General features: G+C 65.2%; 13 protein-coding genes, 1 tRNA gene and 3 pseudogenes. 7 read left to right on the forward strand and 10 right to left on the reverse strand.

The genetic code is table 11. The features are described 5' to 3' along the window. The first annotated feature begins 100 nt into the window (after window positions 1-100). The 5 genes and pseudogenes from fdhE to ACRHIG_RS13320 all read left to right on the forward strand — a co-directional run bounded on the left by fdhE (window position 101) and on the right by ACRHIG_RS13320 (window position 5,517). Window positions 101-1,168 carry a formate dehydrogenase accessory protein FdhE gene (fdhE, locus tag ACRHIG_RS13300; RefSeq protein ID WP_489630429.1) on the forward strand — a complete coding sequence of 356 codons (1,068 nt, stop codon included), beginning with the start codon at window positions 101-103 and terminating at the stop codon, window positions 1,166-1,168. Next, window positions 1,165-2,573, forward strand: a pseudogene (gene selA / locus ACRHIG_RS13305) (L-seryl-tRNA(Sec) selenium transferase). The gene fdhE and the pseudogene selA overlap by 4 nt, the downstream one beginning before the upstream one ends. Further along, window positions 2,570-4,525 carry a selenocysteine-specific translation elongation factor gene (gene selB / locus ACRHIG_RS13310; RefSeq protein ID WP_489630430.1) on the forward strand — a complete coding sequence of 652 codons (1,956 nt, stop codon included), beginning with the start codon at window positions 2,570-2,572 and terminating at the stop codon, window positions 4,523-4,525. The pseudogene selA and the gene selB overlap by 4 nt, the downstream one beginning before the upstream one ends. Window positions 4,526-4,537: 12 nt before the next feature. After that, window positions 4,538-4,633 (forward strand) — tRNA-Sec (locus tag ACRHIG_RS13315). 173 nt (window positions 4,634-4,806) lie between these two features. Continuing rightward, the gene (locus ACRHIG_RS13320; RefSeq protein ID WP_475415320.1) at window positions 4,807-5,517 is read left to right on the forward strand and encodes a substrate-binding periplasmic protein; all 711 of its coding nucleotides are present in this window, start codon (window positions 4,807-4,809) and stop codon (window positions 5,515-5,517) included. Window positions 5,518-5,531: 14 nt separating this feature from the next. On the opposite strand, the gene ACRHIG_RS13325 is transcribed toward ACRHIG_RS13320, so the two are convergent. The 7 genes and pseudogenes from ACRHIG_RS13325 to fur form a co-directional block, all read right to left on the reverse strand. Beyond that, window positions 5,532-6,272, reverse strand: a complete 741-nt coding sequence (locus tag ACRHIG_RS13325; RefSeq protein ID WP_489630431.1) for a GGDEF domain-containing protein — start codon at window positions 6,270-6,272, stop codon at window positions 5,532-5,534. A gap of 3 nt (window positions 6,273-6,275) precedes the next feature. After that, on the reverse strand, window positions 6,276-6,674 hold the full coding sequence (locus tag ACRHIG_RS13330; RefSeq protein ID WP_475415322.1) for a DUF1987 domain-containing protein: 399 nt from the start codon (window positions 6,672-6,674) through the stop codon (window positions 6,276-6,278). Between the two features lie 22 nt (window positions 6,675-6,696). After that, window positions 6,697-7,254 (reverse strand): SiaB family protein kinase, encoded by a 558-nt coding sequence (locus ACRHIG_RS13335; RefSeq protein WP_070222302.1) that lies wholly within the window; start codon window positions 7,252-7,254, stop codon window positions 6,697-6,699. Between the two features lie 65 nt (window positions 7,255-7,319). Further along, window positions 7,320-8,476, reverse strand: a pseudogene (locus ACRHIG_RS13340) (SpoIIE family protein phosphatase). 232 nt (window positions 8,477-8,708) lie between these two features. Then, the gene (locus ACRHIG_RS13345) at window positions 8,709-9,299 is read right to left on the reverse strand and encodes an NAD(P)H-dependent oxidoreductase (RefSeq protein WP_489630432.1); all 591 of its coding nucleotides are present in this window, start codon (window positions 9,297-9,299) and stop codon (window positions 8,709-8,711) included. Window positions 9,300-9,372: 73 nt separating this feature from the next. Next, window positions 9,373-9,735 carry a MerR family transcriptional regulator gene (locus ACRHIG_RS13350; protein WP_070222296.1) on the reverse strand — a complete coding sequence of 121 codons (363 nt, stop codon included), beginning with the start codon at window positions 9,733-9,735 and terminating at the stop codon, window positions 9,373-9,375. A 69-nt stretch (window positions 9,736-9,804) separates the two neighbouring features. Continuing rightward, window positions 9,805-10,242, reverse strand: coding sequence for a ferric iron uptake transcriptional regulator (gene fur, locus ACRHIG_RS13355; protein ID WP_475415326.1), 438 nt, complete (start codon window positions 10,240-10,242; stop codon window positions 9,805-9,807). A gap of 238 nt (window positions 10,243-10,480) precedes the next feature. Here fur and ACRHIG_RS13360 point away from each other — a divergent pair. Together ACRHIG_RS13360 and ACRHIG_RS13365 are read left to right on the forward strand one after the other, a co-directional pair. Then, window positions 10,481-11,375: pseudogene (locus ACRHIG_RS13360) on the forward strand (LysR family transcriptional regulator). 145 nt (window positions 11,376-11,520) lie between these two features. Then, window positions 11,521-12,138: an OmpW/AlkL family protein gene (locus ACRHIG_RS13365; RefSeq protein WP_475415328.1), complete on the forward strand. Its 618-nt coding sequence runs from the start codon at window positions 11,521-11,523 to the stop codon at window positions 12,136-12,138. A 76-nt stretch (window positions 12,139-12,214) separates the two neighbouring features. Here ACRHIG_RS13365 and ACRHIG_RS13370 read toward each other — a convergent pair whose 3' ends face one another. Genes ACRHIG_RS13370 through ACRHIG_RS13380 form a run of 3 tightly spaced genes read right to left on the reverse strand, consistent with a single transcriptional unit; the run spans window position 12,215 to window position 14,544 of the window. Further along, window positions 12,215-13,042, reverse strand: a complete 828-nt coding sequence (locus ACRHIG_RS13370) for a MetQ/NlpA family ABC transporter substrate-binding protein (RefSeq protein WP_489630433.1) — start codon at window positions 13,040-13,042, stop codon at window positions 12,215-12,217. A gap of 25 nt (window positions 13,043-13,067) precedes the next feature. Continuing rightward, window positions 13,068-13,742, reverse strand: coding sequence for a methionine ABC transporter permease (locus ACRHIG_RS13375; RefSeq protein WP_152251093.1), 675 nt, complete (start codon window positions 13,740-13,742; stop codon window positions 13,068-13,070). Next, window positions 13,735-14,544: a methionine ABC transporter ATP-binding protein gene (locus ACRHIG_RS13380; RefSeq protein WP_034779177.1), complete on the reverse strand. Its 810-nt coding sequence runs from the start codon at window positions 14,542-14,544 to the stop codon at window positions 13,735-13,737. The genes ACRHIG_RS13375 and ACRHIG_RS13380 overlap by 8 nt, the downstream gene beginning before the upstream one ends. Between the last annotated feature and the right edge of the window lie 150 nt (window positions 14,545-14,694).

A 14,694-nucleotide genomic window follows, 5' to 3' on the forward strand; every position in this document is an offset into this window, starting at 1 on the left:
GCTGCCGTAAGCGATACCCTGCTGCAAGAGCCGGGGCCGGTCCCACAGGATCGGCCCCTTTCTCTTTATCGATTAAAATACTTTTACATCCCCTTTTTTGATGGGAACTCCATTGGTACAACGTATTCTTCAGCCAGGCGAAATCGAAGGCCTGGACCACAACGCGATTCCGCGCCTGCTGCTGCCGCAGCCTGACAGCCTGTTTACGGCGCGTGCCTTGCGCTTGCGCGAACTGGCGCAGGGCAATATCAAGGGCATCCCCGTCGACGCGGGCATGCAGGGCTATCTGGTGCTGATGGCCGCGCTGGCCGATGCGCAGGCCGCCGTGGTGGGAAAACTGGCGCCCGGCGCCGTGCCTGCCGCCGACCCCGATGCGCTGCGCCGTGCCATCGCCCACCGCATGCCGGTGTTGCCCGTCAGCGGCGCCCGTCCGCCCGTCTGGCGCGACATCTTTGCCAGCCTGCTCGATGAACTGGCCGCCACGGCGGCACGCCAGCCGGCCCTGTCCGGCGGCCTGACGCAGGTGCTGGCGCAACTGCGCGCGCTCGACGCGCCAGCGCTGGACGCCTGCGCCGATGCCGTGCTCGATGAAAACGGCGACAACCTCAATCCCATGCACGCGCCGTTCGTCGCGGCCGCCCTGCAAATCCTGTGGTCGGTGTCGGCCAGCGAACTGCGCGCCGCGCGCGTGCCGGACCTGGAAACGGGCACCCTGTGCCCCGTCTGCGGCTCGCACCCCGTCGCCAGCGTGATCCGCATCGGCGGCCAGTCGCAGGGCTACCGCTACCTGCATTGCGGCATCTGCGAAAGCGAATGGCATATGGTGCGCGTGAAGTGCTCGACCTGCGAACAAAATGGCAAGATCGCCTACCAGGGTCTCGATGCGGCCGACGCCGCGCCGTTCGACCCCGTGGCGGCGAAGGACGACAAGTTACCCAACAAGGCGAATGACCCGAAGAAGGTGGCGCGCGCGGAAACCTGCGACGACTGCCATACCTACCGCAAGGTCTTCAACCAGGAACACGATTACAACGTGGAACCGCTGGCCGACGACCTGGCCAGCCTGATGCTCGACCTGCTGGTGGGCGAAGCGGGCTACCAGCGCGCCAGCGGCAATCCGCTGCTGTGGCTGGGGAAGGGCGAAAGCGGCGAGGGCCAGCAAGCATGACGACGGGGCAGACCGTGCGCCTGCCGTCGGTGGACCGCATCCTGGGCGACGCGGCTTGCCTTGAGCTGATCGCCGCATACGGCCGCGCGCAGACCCTGGCCTGCGCGCGCTCCGTGCTGGCCGACCTGCGCACGGCCATGCTCGCCGGTGCAGTCTGCGAAGAGGGCGCGTCAATCGCCGCCATCGTCGCGCAGGTGGACGAACGGCTGCAATCGCAAGCGCACCCGCGGCTGCGCCCCGTGTTCAACCTGACGGGCACCGTGCTGCACACGAACCTGGGCCGCGCGCTGCTGCCCGACGCCGCCGTGCACGCCGTGGTCGAGGCGCTGCAGTGGCCGATGAACCTGGAATTCGACCTGGAAACGGGCAAGCGCGGCGACCGCGACGACCTGGTCGAGGAACTGCTGCGCGAACTGACGGGGGCCGAAGCGGCCACCATCGTCAACAACAACGCGGCCGCCGTGCTGCTGATGCTGAACACTTTGGCGCAGAACAAGGAAGTGATCGTCTCGCGCGGGGAACTGGTGGAAATCGGCGGTGCCTTCCGCATCCCCGACGTGATGACGCGCGCGGGCGCCGTGCTGCGCGAAGTGGGCAGCACCAACCGCACGCACCTGGCCGATTACGCGAATGGCGTGAATGAAGACACGGCCTTGCTGATGAAGGTCCATTGCAGCAATTACGCGATCACGGGTTTCACGAAAAGCGTGGCGCTCGACGAACTGGTGCCGCTGGCGGCGCAACACGCGATTCCCACGGCCGTGGACCTGGGCAGCGGTACCCTGGTCGACCTGGCGCAGTACGGCTTGCCGCATGAAACGACGGTGCGCGAAACCATCGCGGCGGGCGCCGACCTGGTGACCTTCAGCGGCGACAAGTTGCTCGGTGGTCCGCAGTGCGGCGTCATCGTCGGCCGCGCCGACCTGATCGCGCAAATCAAGCGCAATCCCTTGAAACGCGCACTGAGGGTCGGCAAGCTCACCCTGGCGGCCCTGGCCCCCGTGCTGCAGCTGTACCGCGCGCCGGACTTGCTGGCCGAACGCCTGACCACCTTGCGCCTCTTGACGCGCCCCGCCGCCGCCATGCGCGCGCAGGCGCAAACCCTGCTGCCGCAGTTGCAAGGCGTGCTCGGTGCCGCCTATGTGGTCACGGCCGAAGCCATGCAAAGCCAGATCGGCAGCGGCGCCTTGCCCGTCGACCAGCTGCCCAGCTTTGGCCTGGCCATCCGCAGCGCCCCGGCTCGCGCCTGAGCAACCCATTGGGTGTGCTGGAACAGCGCCTGCGCGCCTTGCCTTGCCCCGTGATCGGCCGCATCGGCCAGGACACGCTGTGGCTCGATTTGCGCTGCCTGGACGCGGCGCACGAGACGGCCTTCATCGCGCAGCTGGCCGGGTTGTCCGCATGATCGTCGGCACCGCAGGCCATATCGACCATGGCAAGACGACCCTCACGCGCGCGCTGACGGGCGTGCACACGGACCGGCTGAAGGAAGAGCAGGCGCGCGGCATCTCGATTGAACTCGGCTACGCCTATCTGCCGCTGGCCGATGGCACGGTGCTGGGCGTGATCGACGTGCCGGGCCACGAAAAATTCATCCGCACCATGGCGTCCGGCGTGACGGGCATCGATTTCGCCCTGCTGGTGGTGGCGGCCGACGATGGCATCATGCCGCAGACGCACGAGCACCTGGCCATCTTGCAGCTGCTGGGCGTGACGCGCGGCGCCGTGGCATTGACCAAGATCGACCGCGCAGACAGCGCCCGCGTGGCGCAGGTGGAGGCGGACATCGAGGCGCTGCTGGCCGGCACGCCGCTGGCGGGCAGCCCGATCTTCCCCACCGCCGCCCATCGCGACAGCGATGCGGGCGTGGCCGCCTTGCTGGCGCACCTGACGCTGGTGGCGCGCAGCCTGCCGCAACGCGATGAGCGGCGCTTGTTCCGCCTGGGCGTGGACCGCGTGTTCACCCTGCCGGGGCAGGGCACCATCGTCACCGGCACGGCGCTGGCGGGACGCGCGCAGGTGGGCGACATGCTGCAGCTGGCGCCCGGCGGCGCGCCGGCGCGCGTGCGCAGCATCCATGCGCAGAACCGCGCGGCCGAGACGGGCATGGCGGGCCAGCGCCTGGCGCTGAACCTGGCCGGCATCGACCGCGAACGCATCGAACGGGGTAACTGGATCGTCGCGCCGGCACTGGCGCAGTGCTCCGAGCGCCTCGACGTGGAACTGACGCTATTGCCCGACGCCGGCGTGCAGCTGAAAGCCTGGTCGCCGCTGCACGTGCACCTGGGCGCCGCGCACCAGCTGGCGCGCGCCGTCATGCTCGATGGCGAAACCCTGTCGCCGGGCCAGACGGGCAGGGTACAGCTGGTGTTCGACGCTCCCATGCACGGCGTGCCGGGCGACCGTTTCGTCGTGCGTAATGCGCAGGCGACGCAGACGGTGGGCGGCGGCATGGTGCTCGACCCGTTCGGCCCCGCGCGCAAGCGCCGCAGCCCGGCGCGCCTGGCCTGGCTCGATGCCTTGGCCGCGTTTGTGGCGCAGGGCGACTATGCGGCCCTGCTGGCGCAAAGCCCGCTGGGGCTGCGCGAGTCGCTGCTGGTGCGGCTGTCGCTGCTGCCGGCGGACGCCATCGCGCTGCCGCCAGACACGCGGCGCATCGCCCTGCGCGGCGACGACGCCCTGCTGCTGGCGCCAGCGGCCTTGCTGGCGCTGCAAGAGCGGGTGCTGGCCGCCTTGGCGGTGTTCCATGCGCGCGCCCCCGACGAGGCGGGGCCGGAACTGTGGCGCCTGAAACGCATCGTCGACGCGGAGATGGAAGACGCCTTGTGGAGCCACCTGATCGAAGGCTTGCTGGCGCAGGGCGGCATCCTGGCGCGCGGCGCCAGTCTGCACTTGCCGACGCACAGCGTGGAACTCACGCCGCAGGAGCAGGCGCTGGCCGAGCCCTTGCTGGCCGCGCTGGAGCAGGGGCGTGCCGATCCGCCCTGGACGCGCGACCTGGCGCGCGACCTCGGCCTGGCCGAGGACGACACGCGCCGGCTCTTGCGCAAACTGGCCAAGGCAGGGCAGATCAGCCAGGTGGTGCACGACCTGTTTTATCACCAGGCGGCGCTGGCCGGGCTGGCGCAGCTGGTGCGGGAACTGGCGCGCCAGGCGGAAGAGGATGCCGGTTTGCCAGCCGGCAATGGCGCCGTGGGCGCGGCCACTTTCCGCGATGCCAGCGGCCTGGGCCGCAAGCGGGCGATCCAGGTTCTGGAGTTCTTCGACCGCGTCGGTTATACTCGCCGTGTTGGCAATGGGCATTTGTTGCGTCCGCAAGCATTGTGGTCCTACACCGCAGCCTTGCCCAACGACTAGCTCAGGCACCGCGGAAAGCACACTCATCCGGTGATGTGGCCGGGCTTCAAACCCGGTGGAGGGCGTCAGACGTTCTCCCGTAGGTTCGACTCCTACTGTTTTCCGCCACTTGTCTTTCTCGCCATCTTCCCCCTCGCATGATGATCCCGGCGTTGGCCCTGAGCCACGTTACGGAAAAATAATGGTTTAATTGATAACGTTCGGCCATGGCTGGCGGGGGCCGATGATACCATCGGGCAGGTGGCAGGGATGCGTATCCCCTGTGGTAGAAGAAGGCAAGCATGAAACAAGCAAGCATGGCATGGCTGCTGGCGGCACTGTTGCTGCCGGCGGCGGCCGGGGCGGGAGGCCTGCGCATCGTCGGCGAGCATTTGCCGCCGTCAAGCATGATGGAAGGCAATGTCGTCGTGGGACGCGAAACGCTGAAGGTGCGCGAGATCATGGCGCGCGCCGGCATCGGCTATACGATGGAACTGCTGCCGTGGAAACGCGCGTATGCGCAGGCGCTGCGCGAGCCTGACACCTGCATCTTTTCCACCACGCGCACGCAAGAGCGCGAAGCGCAGTTTCGCTGGATCGGCCCCCTCAACGAAGCGGAGTGGATACTGTATGGCCTGGCCGAGCGGCATCTGGCGCTGCGCACCCTGGCCGATGCGCGCGGCCTGGTAATCGGCACGGTGCTGGGCGACGCGCGCGACGATTACCTGCGCCAGCACGGCCTGAACGTGGCGCCCGTCACGCAGGAGTGGCTCAATCCGCAAAAGCTGCTGCTGGGGCGCATCGACCTGTGGGCCGTCGGGCTGGCGGTGGGCAGCAAGCCTTTCGTCGGCAAGGAATGGGAGGGCAAGGTGGTGCCGCTGCTGACCTTCAACCGCGTGCAGACTTACCTGGCCTGCAACCTCAAGGTGTCCGAGACGCAGGTGGCGGCCATGCAGCGCGCGGCGGCGGCCATGCGCCGCGACGGCAGCATGGCGCGCGAACAGCTGCGCTGATCCGGTGCGCTGACTCAGCTCTCCAGCCACTGGCGCACGCAGTTGCGCCCTTCGCGTTTGGCCTGGTACAGGGCCTGGTCCGCATGGCTGTAGGCCGTCTCGAAGGCCGTGCCGGCGCGGTTCCAGCTCAGGCCCACGCTGACGGTGATGGCGCGCGTGATGGGCGCCGCATGGCGCTGGCGGCCGACCGTCTCGCAGATGCGCTGCGCCACCTGCGCCGCGTCGTCGCGCGAGGAGGTGGGCCAGACCACGGAAAACTCTTCGCCGCCGACCCGGCCGATGGCCGTTTCCTGTCCCAATAATCCTTTCAAACAGTCGACCACGGCCTGGATCACGCCGTCTCCTGCCGGGTGGCCGAAGTCGTCGTTGACCTGCTTGAACAGGTCGATATCGAGCACGATCAGCGCCATATCGCCCTGCTCCAGGCAGCGCGAGGCGTGGTCGATCACGGCGCCGCGGTTCAGGGCGCCCGTCAGCGGGTCGTGCGTGGCGCGGTATTCGAGCTGGCCGGCCAGCGTCTGCAACTGGCGGTTCAGCAGATGCATGTCGCGCTCGGCGCGGTCGCTGCGGCCGATCAGCCGGCGCGTCTCGCGCATCAGCCGCTCGTAGTGAACGATCAGTTCACCGAGCACGCGGCGCTGCGCCTCGCCGCTGGCGTGAAGGTCGGCGTGCATGCGGCGCGCGGCAGCCAGCGCCGCCGCTTCCACGGTGAACAGGTCGGGCTCCAGCCCGGACTCGGAGAGGGCGGCGCGCATGCCCTAGCTGCCCTGCACGGGATGGTCGTGGAAGTCCAGCGCCGTAAAGTCCTGCTGCAGCTCCTGGCCGAATTCCAGGATGGTGTCGTCGTCCTCGTCGTGATACCAGTTCAGGCGCACCTGGTTGCCGTCCACGGCCGCCTGGTTCAGGGTGTCGAACAGGGTAAACAGCATCTTCGTGCTGGAGCTGTTGAAGTAGGCCAGCGAGACGTTGACGGTGATGGCTGCTGCGCGGCAGTCTTCCAGGTAGGCGCGCACCGCGGCGATCAGCGGGCCATAGAAGGCGGCCGCGTTTTCCGGGTACGACTCGCCCTTGATCGACAGGGTGTGCTGCTCGAAACGGAAGTCGATTTCGGGCGAACTCGGGGTCGCGGCGATGAACAGTGGTGACGGTAATTGCATATGCTTTCCTGAGTCGGCTCTTTCAAATGATGGCTTTGATGCAGAAGATGGTGTGGCCAGGCTCCTGTGGGTCCTGGACGAATTCGAATTCCAGCGGCTCGCTGGCGTCGCGCGCCATGGTCAGAAAACCCAGGCCCGCGCCCTTGCTGTCGGACGGCGCTTCCTCGCGCAGGGCCTTCTTGTAGGCGAGGCGGATTTCTTCCATCGTCATCGTGTGCAGCGGCTCCAGGCGCGCGCGGATCTGCGCCACGTTGTCCGTCGAGACGGGGTTGGCGCACAGCAGGAAAAAGCTGTCGCCGCGCGTGCCGATGCAGAACGAGCCGCGCCGCATCTGCTGGTCCAGCTGCGCATCGGGCGTCAGGCTGTCGGCCGAATAATGCATGATGTTTTGCGACATCTCGATGAACGAGGAAAAGATGCGCCGCCGCGTGGGCCCGGCCGCGCCGGCCGTATCGAGGCGCGCCTTGATGGTTTCGGAAATGGCGCTGACCACGTGCTGCGAGAAATAGCCCACGTAAAAAAAGATGATGTTGCGCTTGCGGGCCACATCCCAAAACTCGTTGAATTCTTCGTACAGCACGTGCGTGCTCCTGGCTAGCCGGTGACCCGGTTTCTTGTTGATAAGGTGGCTCGATGGCGCCCAAACTACAGGCGGAAACAGAAAAAGGTCAGGTCGTCGCGGCGCGGCTGTTTTCCCTGCCACGCGGCGCTGTCCTGCAGCAGCGCCGCCGCCACCTCGCCGGCCGGCGCGTCGCGCCGCGCCAGCAGCTGCTCGCGCATGCGCCGCTTGCCGTAGGCGATGTCGCGCGCGCCGCCGATCTGGTCGAGCAAGCCGTCGGTGGTGAGGAACAGCAGGCTGCCGGCGGGAATGTCGGGCGTCTCGTTGTGCCAGCAGTAGCCGGCCGGCGTGTCGACGTAGCCCACGCCCATGCGAGCGCCGTCGATGGCGCGCACGGTTTCTTCGCCGGGGGCCACCACGTAGAGCGCCAGTTTCGCCCCCGCGAAACGCAGGCTGGCGCTGGCCTCGTCGTAGCACAAAAAGGCGCAATCCATGCCGTCGTTCGAGCCGGCGTGGCCGGTGGCCGCGCCGCTGTCGGCGCCGTCCTGGCCCAGCAGGGTCTTGATGGCGCGGCTGACGGCGCCGATCAGGGCGGCCGGATCGCGCGGCCCCCGTTCGCGCAGGGCCTGGCTCAGGGCCGACGAGGCGATCAGGGTCATGAAGGCGCCCGGCACGCCGTGGCCCGTGCAGTCGGCGATGGCGGCGAACCAGCCCCTTCGTAGCGTTCGAAAAAGTAGAAGTCGCCGCCGACCACGTCGCGCGGCTGCCATTCCAGGTGGGCGTCGGGCAGGGCGGCGCGCAGTTCCGCATCGGAGGTGCGCAGCAGGGCGCGCTGGATCACGCTGGCGTAATCGATGCTGTGCATGATCTGCCGGTTCTTTTCGGCCTGCATGGTGGCCACCACGTTCATCAGCTGCAGGCCGAAGCCCACGCCGGCCAGCGCGCCATCCTCGGTGATGATGAAGCCGTCGGCCAGCGCCTTCTCTCCCGCTTCCACGGCGCGGAAGGTGAGGTCCTCGATGCTCATGGCGCCATCGACGATCAGCGGTTCCTTGTCCATGAAGGCGATGCAGCTCTTCTTGCCGTACACCTCGTGATAAAAGGGCTTGGACATCTGCGACATGAAGATGTTGCGGCTGATTAAGCCGATGGGCTTTTGCTGTTCCGTGACGGGCAGGCTCATCATGTCACGCCGCTCCGTGAACAGTTCCAGCACGGCGAAGTTGCTGGCGTCGGCCTGCACGGATTCCGTGGGAATGCACAGGTCAAGCGCCACGGACGTGCGATAACGGGGAAGATGCAATCGAGAAGCGTTGAACTCCACAGCGGCTACCTTTACATGACGATCGGACCCTTGTTGTCACGCGGGCAAGGCGACTGACAAACAGGCAATATCATCATGGTAGCCGTCGAATGTGACGGCTTGATTACCGGCTTGTCAAAACCGTATGCAAGATGGCTGTAGGGCAAGCAACTTACAGGCCCCGGGCCAGCGCCTGCGCCTGCGCCAGCCAGCGTTGGCGCTGCGCTTCGGTGGAATTGATCATGGGGCCGAAACTGGCCACCTTGACGGGCTTGACGCCGCAGAACTCCAGGGTCGTCTTGCGCAGCTGGTGGATGCCGGGCATGCGGTAGACCCAGCGGAAATACCAGGGCGGCGTATCCATCGCGACCAGCAGCTGGGCCGTGCGTCCCAGCAGCAGCTGGGCTGGAAACGCCTTGCCCGGGCGGTATTTGAAGGCAAAGCCGGGCAGGAAGACGCGGTCGACAAAGCCCTTCAGCAGGGCCGGCGCGCCGCCCCACCAGATCGGGTAGGCGAACACCAGGTGTTCGGCCCAGCCGATGGCTTCCTGCGCGGCCAGCAAGTCCGGCTCCAGCGGCTGCACCTGGCGGTAGCCTTCATGCAGGTTCTGGTCGAAGTCCAGCTGGCCCAGGCGCAGCTCGCGCACGCTGTGGCCTGCGCCGCGGGCCGTGGCGGCGTAGGCCTCGGCCAGGGCGGCGCAGAAACTGTCGCTGGACGGGTGGCCGAGGAGAATCAATATGCGCTTGGGTGTCGTCTTGGTCATGATGCAGGCTGTCCGTTAAAGAAGAGCTTGCATGCTAAAGCCTGCCCCTAGTGGCAGAGTCAAGCGCGGAATGTCAGGCTGCCTGCAATTGCTGGCGCGCCAGGCAGTCGCGGATTTCCGTGTCGATGTCGGCCAGCTGCGCGTCGAGCTGGCGCAGGCGGGCGATATCCTGCCGCACCTGCGCGCGCTTGGCGTCGATGTGCCGCGACAGGGCGGCCCAGTCCGTGTCATCGCCGGCCAGGACGGGCAGCAGTTCGGCCAGGCGGAAGCCCAGGACCTGCGCCTGGCGTATCAGCTTGACTTGTGCCAGGTCTTGCTGCGTATACACGCGATAGGCGCCGGAACGGCGCACGTCGCCCAGCAAGCCCAGCGCTTCATAGTGGCGCAGGGCCTTGGGCGAGGTGCCCGCCAGACGGGCGATTTCTCCGATGTACATGGGTGATCCTTTCTCGAGCGTGAGCGAATCTTACCGCAAGGCAGTGGCGCCCAGGCGGCTCAGGCATCGTCAGACCCGGCGCGGCGGGATTTTCTTCGCCGTGCACTCGGCGCAGGTGCCGTACAGCGACAGCGCGTGCTCGTGCAGCACGAAGCCCCGCTCGGCGGCGATCTCGTTCTGGCGCAGTTCGATGCCTTCGTCGACGAATTCATCGACCTTGCCGCAACCCGTGCAGACCAGGTGGTCGTGGTGCTGGCCTTCGTTCAGTTCGAAGACGGCGTGGCCCGATTCGAAGTGCCGGCGAAACAAAATGCCCGCTTCGGCAAACTGCATCAGCACGCGGTAGATGGTGGCCAGGCCCACGTCGATCTTTTCAGCCAGCAAGAGTTTGTAGACATCGTCCGCACTCAGGTGCTTGATCGTGCCTTCCTGGAACAGCTGCAGAATCCGCAAGCGGGGGATGGTCACTTTCAAGCCCGATTCACGCAGTTCCCTCAATATATCCATGTCTCCCATTCCTTTTTGTAATCGCTGAGCGAGGTAAGCCATTATATCGCAAATGATAATCATTACCATTCTCATGTGCGCACTGAAAATAGTATGCTGCATGGGCAGGCGGCAATCCAGTGACATCGGTGCAAGTAGTGCTTGCGTTGCGGACAAGTTTGCCAGCGCGATAGTTAAGAATGGAAAAATGGCACCCGGATCGCTACACTGTGCAGCAGACAATAACAATGGAGGGGCCATGGACCGATTCGATGCGATGCGCATCTTTACCCGCATCGTCGAACTGCGCAGTTTCACGCAGGCGGCGCATGACCTTGGCTATCCGAAGGCCACCGTCACGCATGCGATCAAGCAGCTTGAAGCGCGGCTGCGCGTGCGCCTGCTGCAGCGGACCACGCGGCAAGTGACGCCCACGCCCGATGGCGAGGCGTATTACCAGCGCTGCGCGCGCCTGCTGGCGGACCTGGAAGAAACGGAAGCCGTGTTTTCCTCGGCGGCGCGGCAGCCGGCCGGCAAGCTGCGCATCGACCTGCACGCGACCCTGGCCATGCACTTCGTCATGCCCGTGCTGGACCGGTTCTGCGCCCGCTATCCCTTGATCGAACTGGAAATCGGCATGGGCGACCGCCTCGTCGACCTGGTGCGCGAAGGCGTCGATTGCGTGCTGCGCGTGGGAGAGCTCGGCGACTCGTCCATGGTGGCGCGCCGCGTCGCGCTGCTGGAGCAGGTGACGTGCGCCAGCCCCGCCTACCTGGCCGCGCACGGCACGCCGGAAAACCTGGCGCAGCTGGCGGGCCACCGCGCCGTCAATTTTTTCCGCCCGGACGGGCAAGGTCTGGCCCTTCGATTTCAAGGCGGATGGGCAGCGGCACAGCGTGGCCTTGCCGGGCAGCGTGTCCGTCAACAACGCGGACGCGTATCACGCCTGCTGCCGCGCGGGCATGGGCTTGATCCAGGCGCCCCGTTATCACCTGGAGCGGGCGCTGGCGTCCGGCGAGCTGGTGGAAGTGCTGCGGGACTGGCGTCCCGACCCGCTGCCCGTGTCCGTGCTGTATCCCCACCACCGGCAATTGTCGCCGCGCGTGCGCGTGTTTGCAGACTGGGTCGCCAGCCTGTTCGCCGAGGCGGCCTGATTTTGCAATGCCGCATTTTCTTGACCTGGGCAAAGGAAAAAATCCCTCTGTTGATGCCATCTAGCACTATTTGATGTGGATCAAAGTTTTTGTTGCACTGCACTCTTAGACTTCGCAGCGTTACTTAACGACAGAGGAAAATAAAATGAAAAAGTCCGCAACTGCAGCAGCAATCGTTTTGGCCGCCATCGGCGCCTTCGCCGGCAACGCAATGGCACAGGAAGGCCCATGGCTGGTCCGTGCGCGCGCCGTGCACATCGATCCGGCCGATAAATCTGCTCCTGTTGGTGGCGTCGGCGCATCCGACCGTTTGACGGTCAGCAGCAAGACGATTCCTGAAATCGATATTTCGTACTTCTTCACCCCGAATATCGCTGCCGAGCTGATCCTGACTTACCCGCAAAAGCATGACGTCAAGCTCGACGGCAACAATATCGGTACCTTCAAGCACCTGCCGCCGACCCTGTCGCTGCAATACCACTTCATGCCTGAAAAACAGTTCAGCCCTTACGTGGGTGCCGGCATCAACTACACGAATATCTCGGACGTGAAATTGCTGAATGGCGCCGGCCGCCTCGAGCATGACAGCTGGGGCTACTCGCTGCAAGCCGGTGTCGACTACAAGCTGGACAAAAACTGGTCCCTGAACTTCGACATCAAGAAAGTGCAGATCCGCAGCGATGTGTTCATCGGTGGCGCCAAGGCCAGCGAAGTCAAGGTCGATCCTATCCTGATCGGCATCGGCGTCGGCTACCGTTTCTAAGCCGGAATAGCGCCCGCAAGGCGCGGACAATAAAAAAGGACGGCCTTGGCCGTCCTTTTTGCATTGCATGCGTCGTTTATTTTTTCAGCGTCTTTTCCAGCGCCAGCTGGTAGTCCGTCTTTTCGTAGCCGGCCAGGTATTTGTTGGTGGCGTCGAGGAAGGCGCGCGAGCGGTAGGCCGCTTCCAGGTCCTTGACCCAGGGCTTGGCCTTGTCGGCCGTGCGGATGGCGACCAGGTTGATGTAGCTGTCCGAGATCTTTTCCACGGCGAGGGCCGACGTCAGCTTCATGCCGGCGGCCAGGGCGAAGTTGCCGTTGACGAAAGCGTAGTCGGCGTCCGCCAGCGAGCGCGGCAGCTGCGCCGCTTCCAGCGGCACCAGTTTCAGCTTCTTCGGGTTCTCCAGTACGTCGCGCTCGGACGCGCGCAGCGGGTCGACGTTCGGTTTCAGCTTGATCCAGCCCATCTTGGCCAGCATCACCAGTGCGCGCGCCTGGTTGGTCGGGTCGTTCGGCATGGTGATGGTGGCGCCGTTCCTGACTTCGGCCAGCGTCTTTTGCTTGCCGCCGTACAGGCCGATCGGCATGGTCGGCACGGTGATCAATGAACTCAGTGGCAGCTTGTTATCGGTGGCGAACTTGGTCAGATACACGATGTGCTGGAACACGTTGGCGTCCAGCGAGCCTTCGGCCAGCGCGTAGTTCGGCTGCACGTAGTCGTTGAATTCGACGATCTTGACCTTGTAGCCCTGTTTTTCCAGGATGGGCTTGATGCCCAGCTTCAGCTGATCGGAATACGGGCCGGAGCTGGTGCCGATGACGAGTTCTTTCGGGTCCTTGGCATGGGCGGCGGTGGCGAAGGCCAGGCTGGCGGCGGCCAGGAGCAAATTACGGCGGAGGTGGTTCATGCGAGTCCTTGTTTCTGAATTTGAATTAACGTTTGTCGAGGCGCTTGGCGATGCGCGTGCCGGCAAACTGGATGGTTTGCACCAGCACGATCAGGATGGCCACGGTGGCGACCATGATGTCCGTCTCGAAGCGGTAATAGCCATAGCGGATGGCCAGGTCGCCGATGCCGCCGCCGCCCACCACGCCGGCCACGGCCGAATACGACAGGAAGCTGATCGACAGCACGGTCAGGGCCAGCACCAGGCCGGAACGCGCTTCCACCAGCAGCACGCGGAAGATGATCTGCATTTCCGACGCGCCCATGGCGTGCGCCGCCTCGATCACGCCGCGCGGCACTTCGCGCAGGTTCTGTTCCACCAGGCGCGCCAGGTAGGGAATGGCGGCGAACGACAGCGGCACGCTGGCGGCCAGCGGGCCGATCGAGGTGCCCGCGATGATGCGCGTAAACGGCGTCAGGGCGACGAGCAGGATGATGAAGGGGAAGCTGCGCACGGTATTGACCAGCCAGCCGAGGATCGTTGACAGGGGACGGTTTTCCAGCGACTGGCCTTCCGAGACGAGGAACAGCAGGATGCCCAGGGGGCCGCCGATCAGGATGGCGGCCGTGAGGCCGATGCCCAGCATGGTCATGGTCTGGCCCAGTGCTACCCAGATTTCCGGCAGCAGCTTGATGACGTTATTGATCGATTCTTCAAACATGTGTTGCATCCTTCCATGCGGTGGCTTCAAACGCCTCGGTGCCGTAATACGCCAGCTCGCGTCCCAGCGCCGTCTTGCGCGGGGTGGCCGTGTCGCTCAAATCGAATTGTTCGGCGATGGCGCCGTTTTCCACGACGGCCACGCGGTTGCAGATGGCGCCCAGCACCGACAGCTCATGGCTGACGATGACGATGGTCACGCCCAGGCGCGCATTGATGTCGCGCAGGGTGTCGAGCAGGGCGCGCGTCGTTTCCGCGTCCAGCGCGGACGTCGGCTCGTCGCACAGCAGCACGTCGGGGTGGCTGGCCAGGGCGCGGGCGATCGCCACGCGCTGTTTCTGCCCGCCGGACAATTGCGCCGGATAGCTGTGCAGCTTGTCGGACAGGCCGACGAGCGCCAGGCATTCCTCGACTCTGGCGGCGATCTGCTCGCCCTTGGCCGTGCCGTGGATTTTCAGGGGGAAGGCGACGTTGTCGAAGACGCTGGCGTTTTGCAGCAGGTTGAATTGCTGGAAAATCATGCCGATGTTCTGGCGCGCGTCGCGCAGTTCGCTCTTGCCCAGGCGGGTCAGTTCGCGCCCGGCCACGGTAATGGTGCCGCTGTCGGGGCGCTCGAGCAGGTTAATCAGGCGCAGCAGGGTCGATTTGCCGGCGCCGCTCTTGCCGATCAGGCCGAAAATATCACCGGGATAGACTTCCAGCGTGACCGATTTGACCGCGTGGAATTGTTCGCCCTTGGGCAGCGCGAAGGTCTTGTTCGCGCCATCGATGCGAATCACCGGCGTACGGTGTGGTGTGGTCATGCAGTGTTTCCTTTTTTATTGGACCGTGACAGGCGTGCTTGCAGGGGCCAAATCGCCCAGCCTGTTACGTCGGTTGCGTAGTATACCTCCGATCGTGTTATTACTCCTACGACAGAATCTTGCTTTGAATATGCAAATAATGTCTATATG

The sequence above is a fragment of the Janthinobacterium sp. C22 genome (assembly GCF_057919405.1).

Excerpts from the sequence above, each read along its gene's own strand:
- fdhE (WP_489630429.1), top strand. The coding sequence starts at position 101 with ATGGGAACTCCATTGGTACAACGTATTCTTCAGCCAGGCGAAATCGAA.
- selB (WP_489630430.1), top strand. The coding sequence starts at position 2,570 with ATGATCGTCGGCACCGCAGGCCATATCGACCATGGCAAGACGACCCTC.
- ACRHIG_RS13320 (WP_475415320.1), top strand. The coding sequence starts at position 4,807 with ATGAAACAAGCAAGCATGGCATGGCTGCTGGCGGCACTGTTGCTGCCG.
- ACRHIG_RS13325 (WP_489630431.1), bottom strand. The coding sequence starts at position 6,272 with ATGCGCGCCGCCCTCTCCGAGTCCGGGCTGGAGCCCGACCTGTTCACC.
- ACRHIG_RS13330 (WP_475415322.1), bottom strand. The coding sequence starts at position 6,674 with ATGCAATTACCGTCACCACTGTTCATCGCCGCGACCCCGAGTTCGCCC.
- ACRHIG_RS13345 (WP_489630432.1), bottom strand. The coding sequence starts at position 9,299 with ATGACCAAGACGACACCCAAGCGCATATTGATTCTCCTCGGCCACCCG.
- ACRHIG_RS13350 (WP_070222296.1), bottom strand. The coding sequence starts at position 9,735 with ATGTACATCGGAGAAATCGCCCGTCTGGCGGGCACCTCGCCCAAGGCC.
- fur (WP_475415326.1), bottom strand. The coding sequence starts at position 10,242 with ATGGATATATTGAGGGAACTGCGTGAATCGGGCTTGAAAGTGACCATC.
- ACRHIG_RS13365 (WP_475415328.1), top strand. The coding sequence starts at position 11,521 with ATGAAAAAGTCCGCAACTGCAGCAGCAATCGTTTTGGCCGCCATCGGC.
- ACRHIG_RS13370 (WP_489630433.1), bottom strand. The coding sequence starts at position 13,042 with ATGAACCACCTCCGCCGTAATTTGCTCCTGGCCGCCGCCAGCCTGGCC.
- ACRHIG_RS13375 (WP_152251093.1), bottom strand. The coding sequence starts at position 13,742 with ATGTTTGAAGAATCGATCAATAACGTCATCAAGCTGCTGCCGGAAATC.
- ACRHIG_RS13380 (WP_034779177.1), bottom strand. The coding sequence starts at position 14,544 with ATGACCACACCACACCGTACGCCGGTGATTCGCATCGATGGCGCGAAC.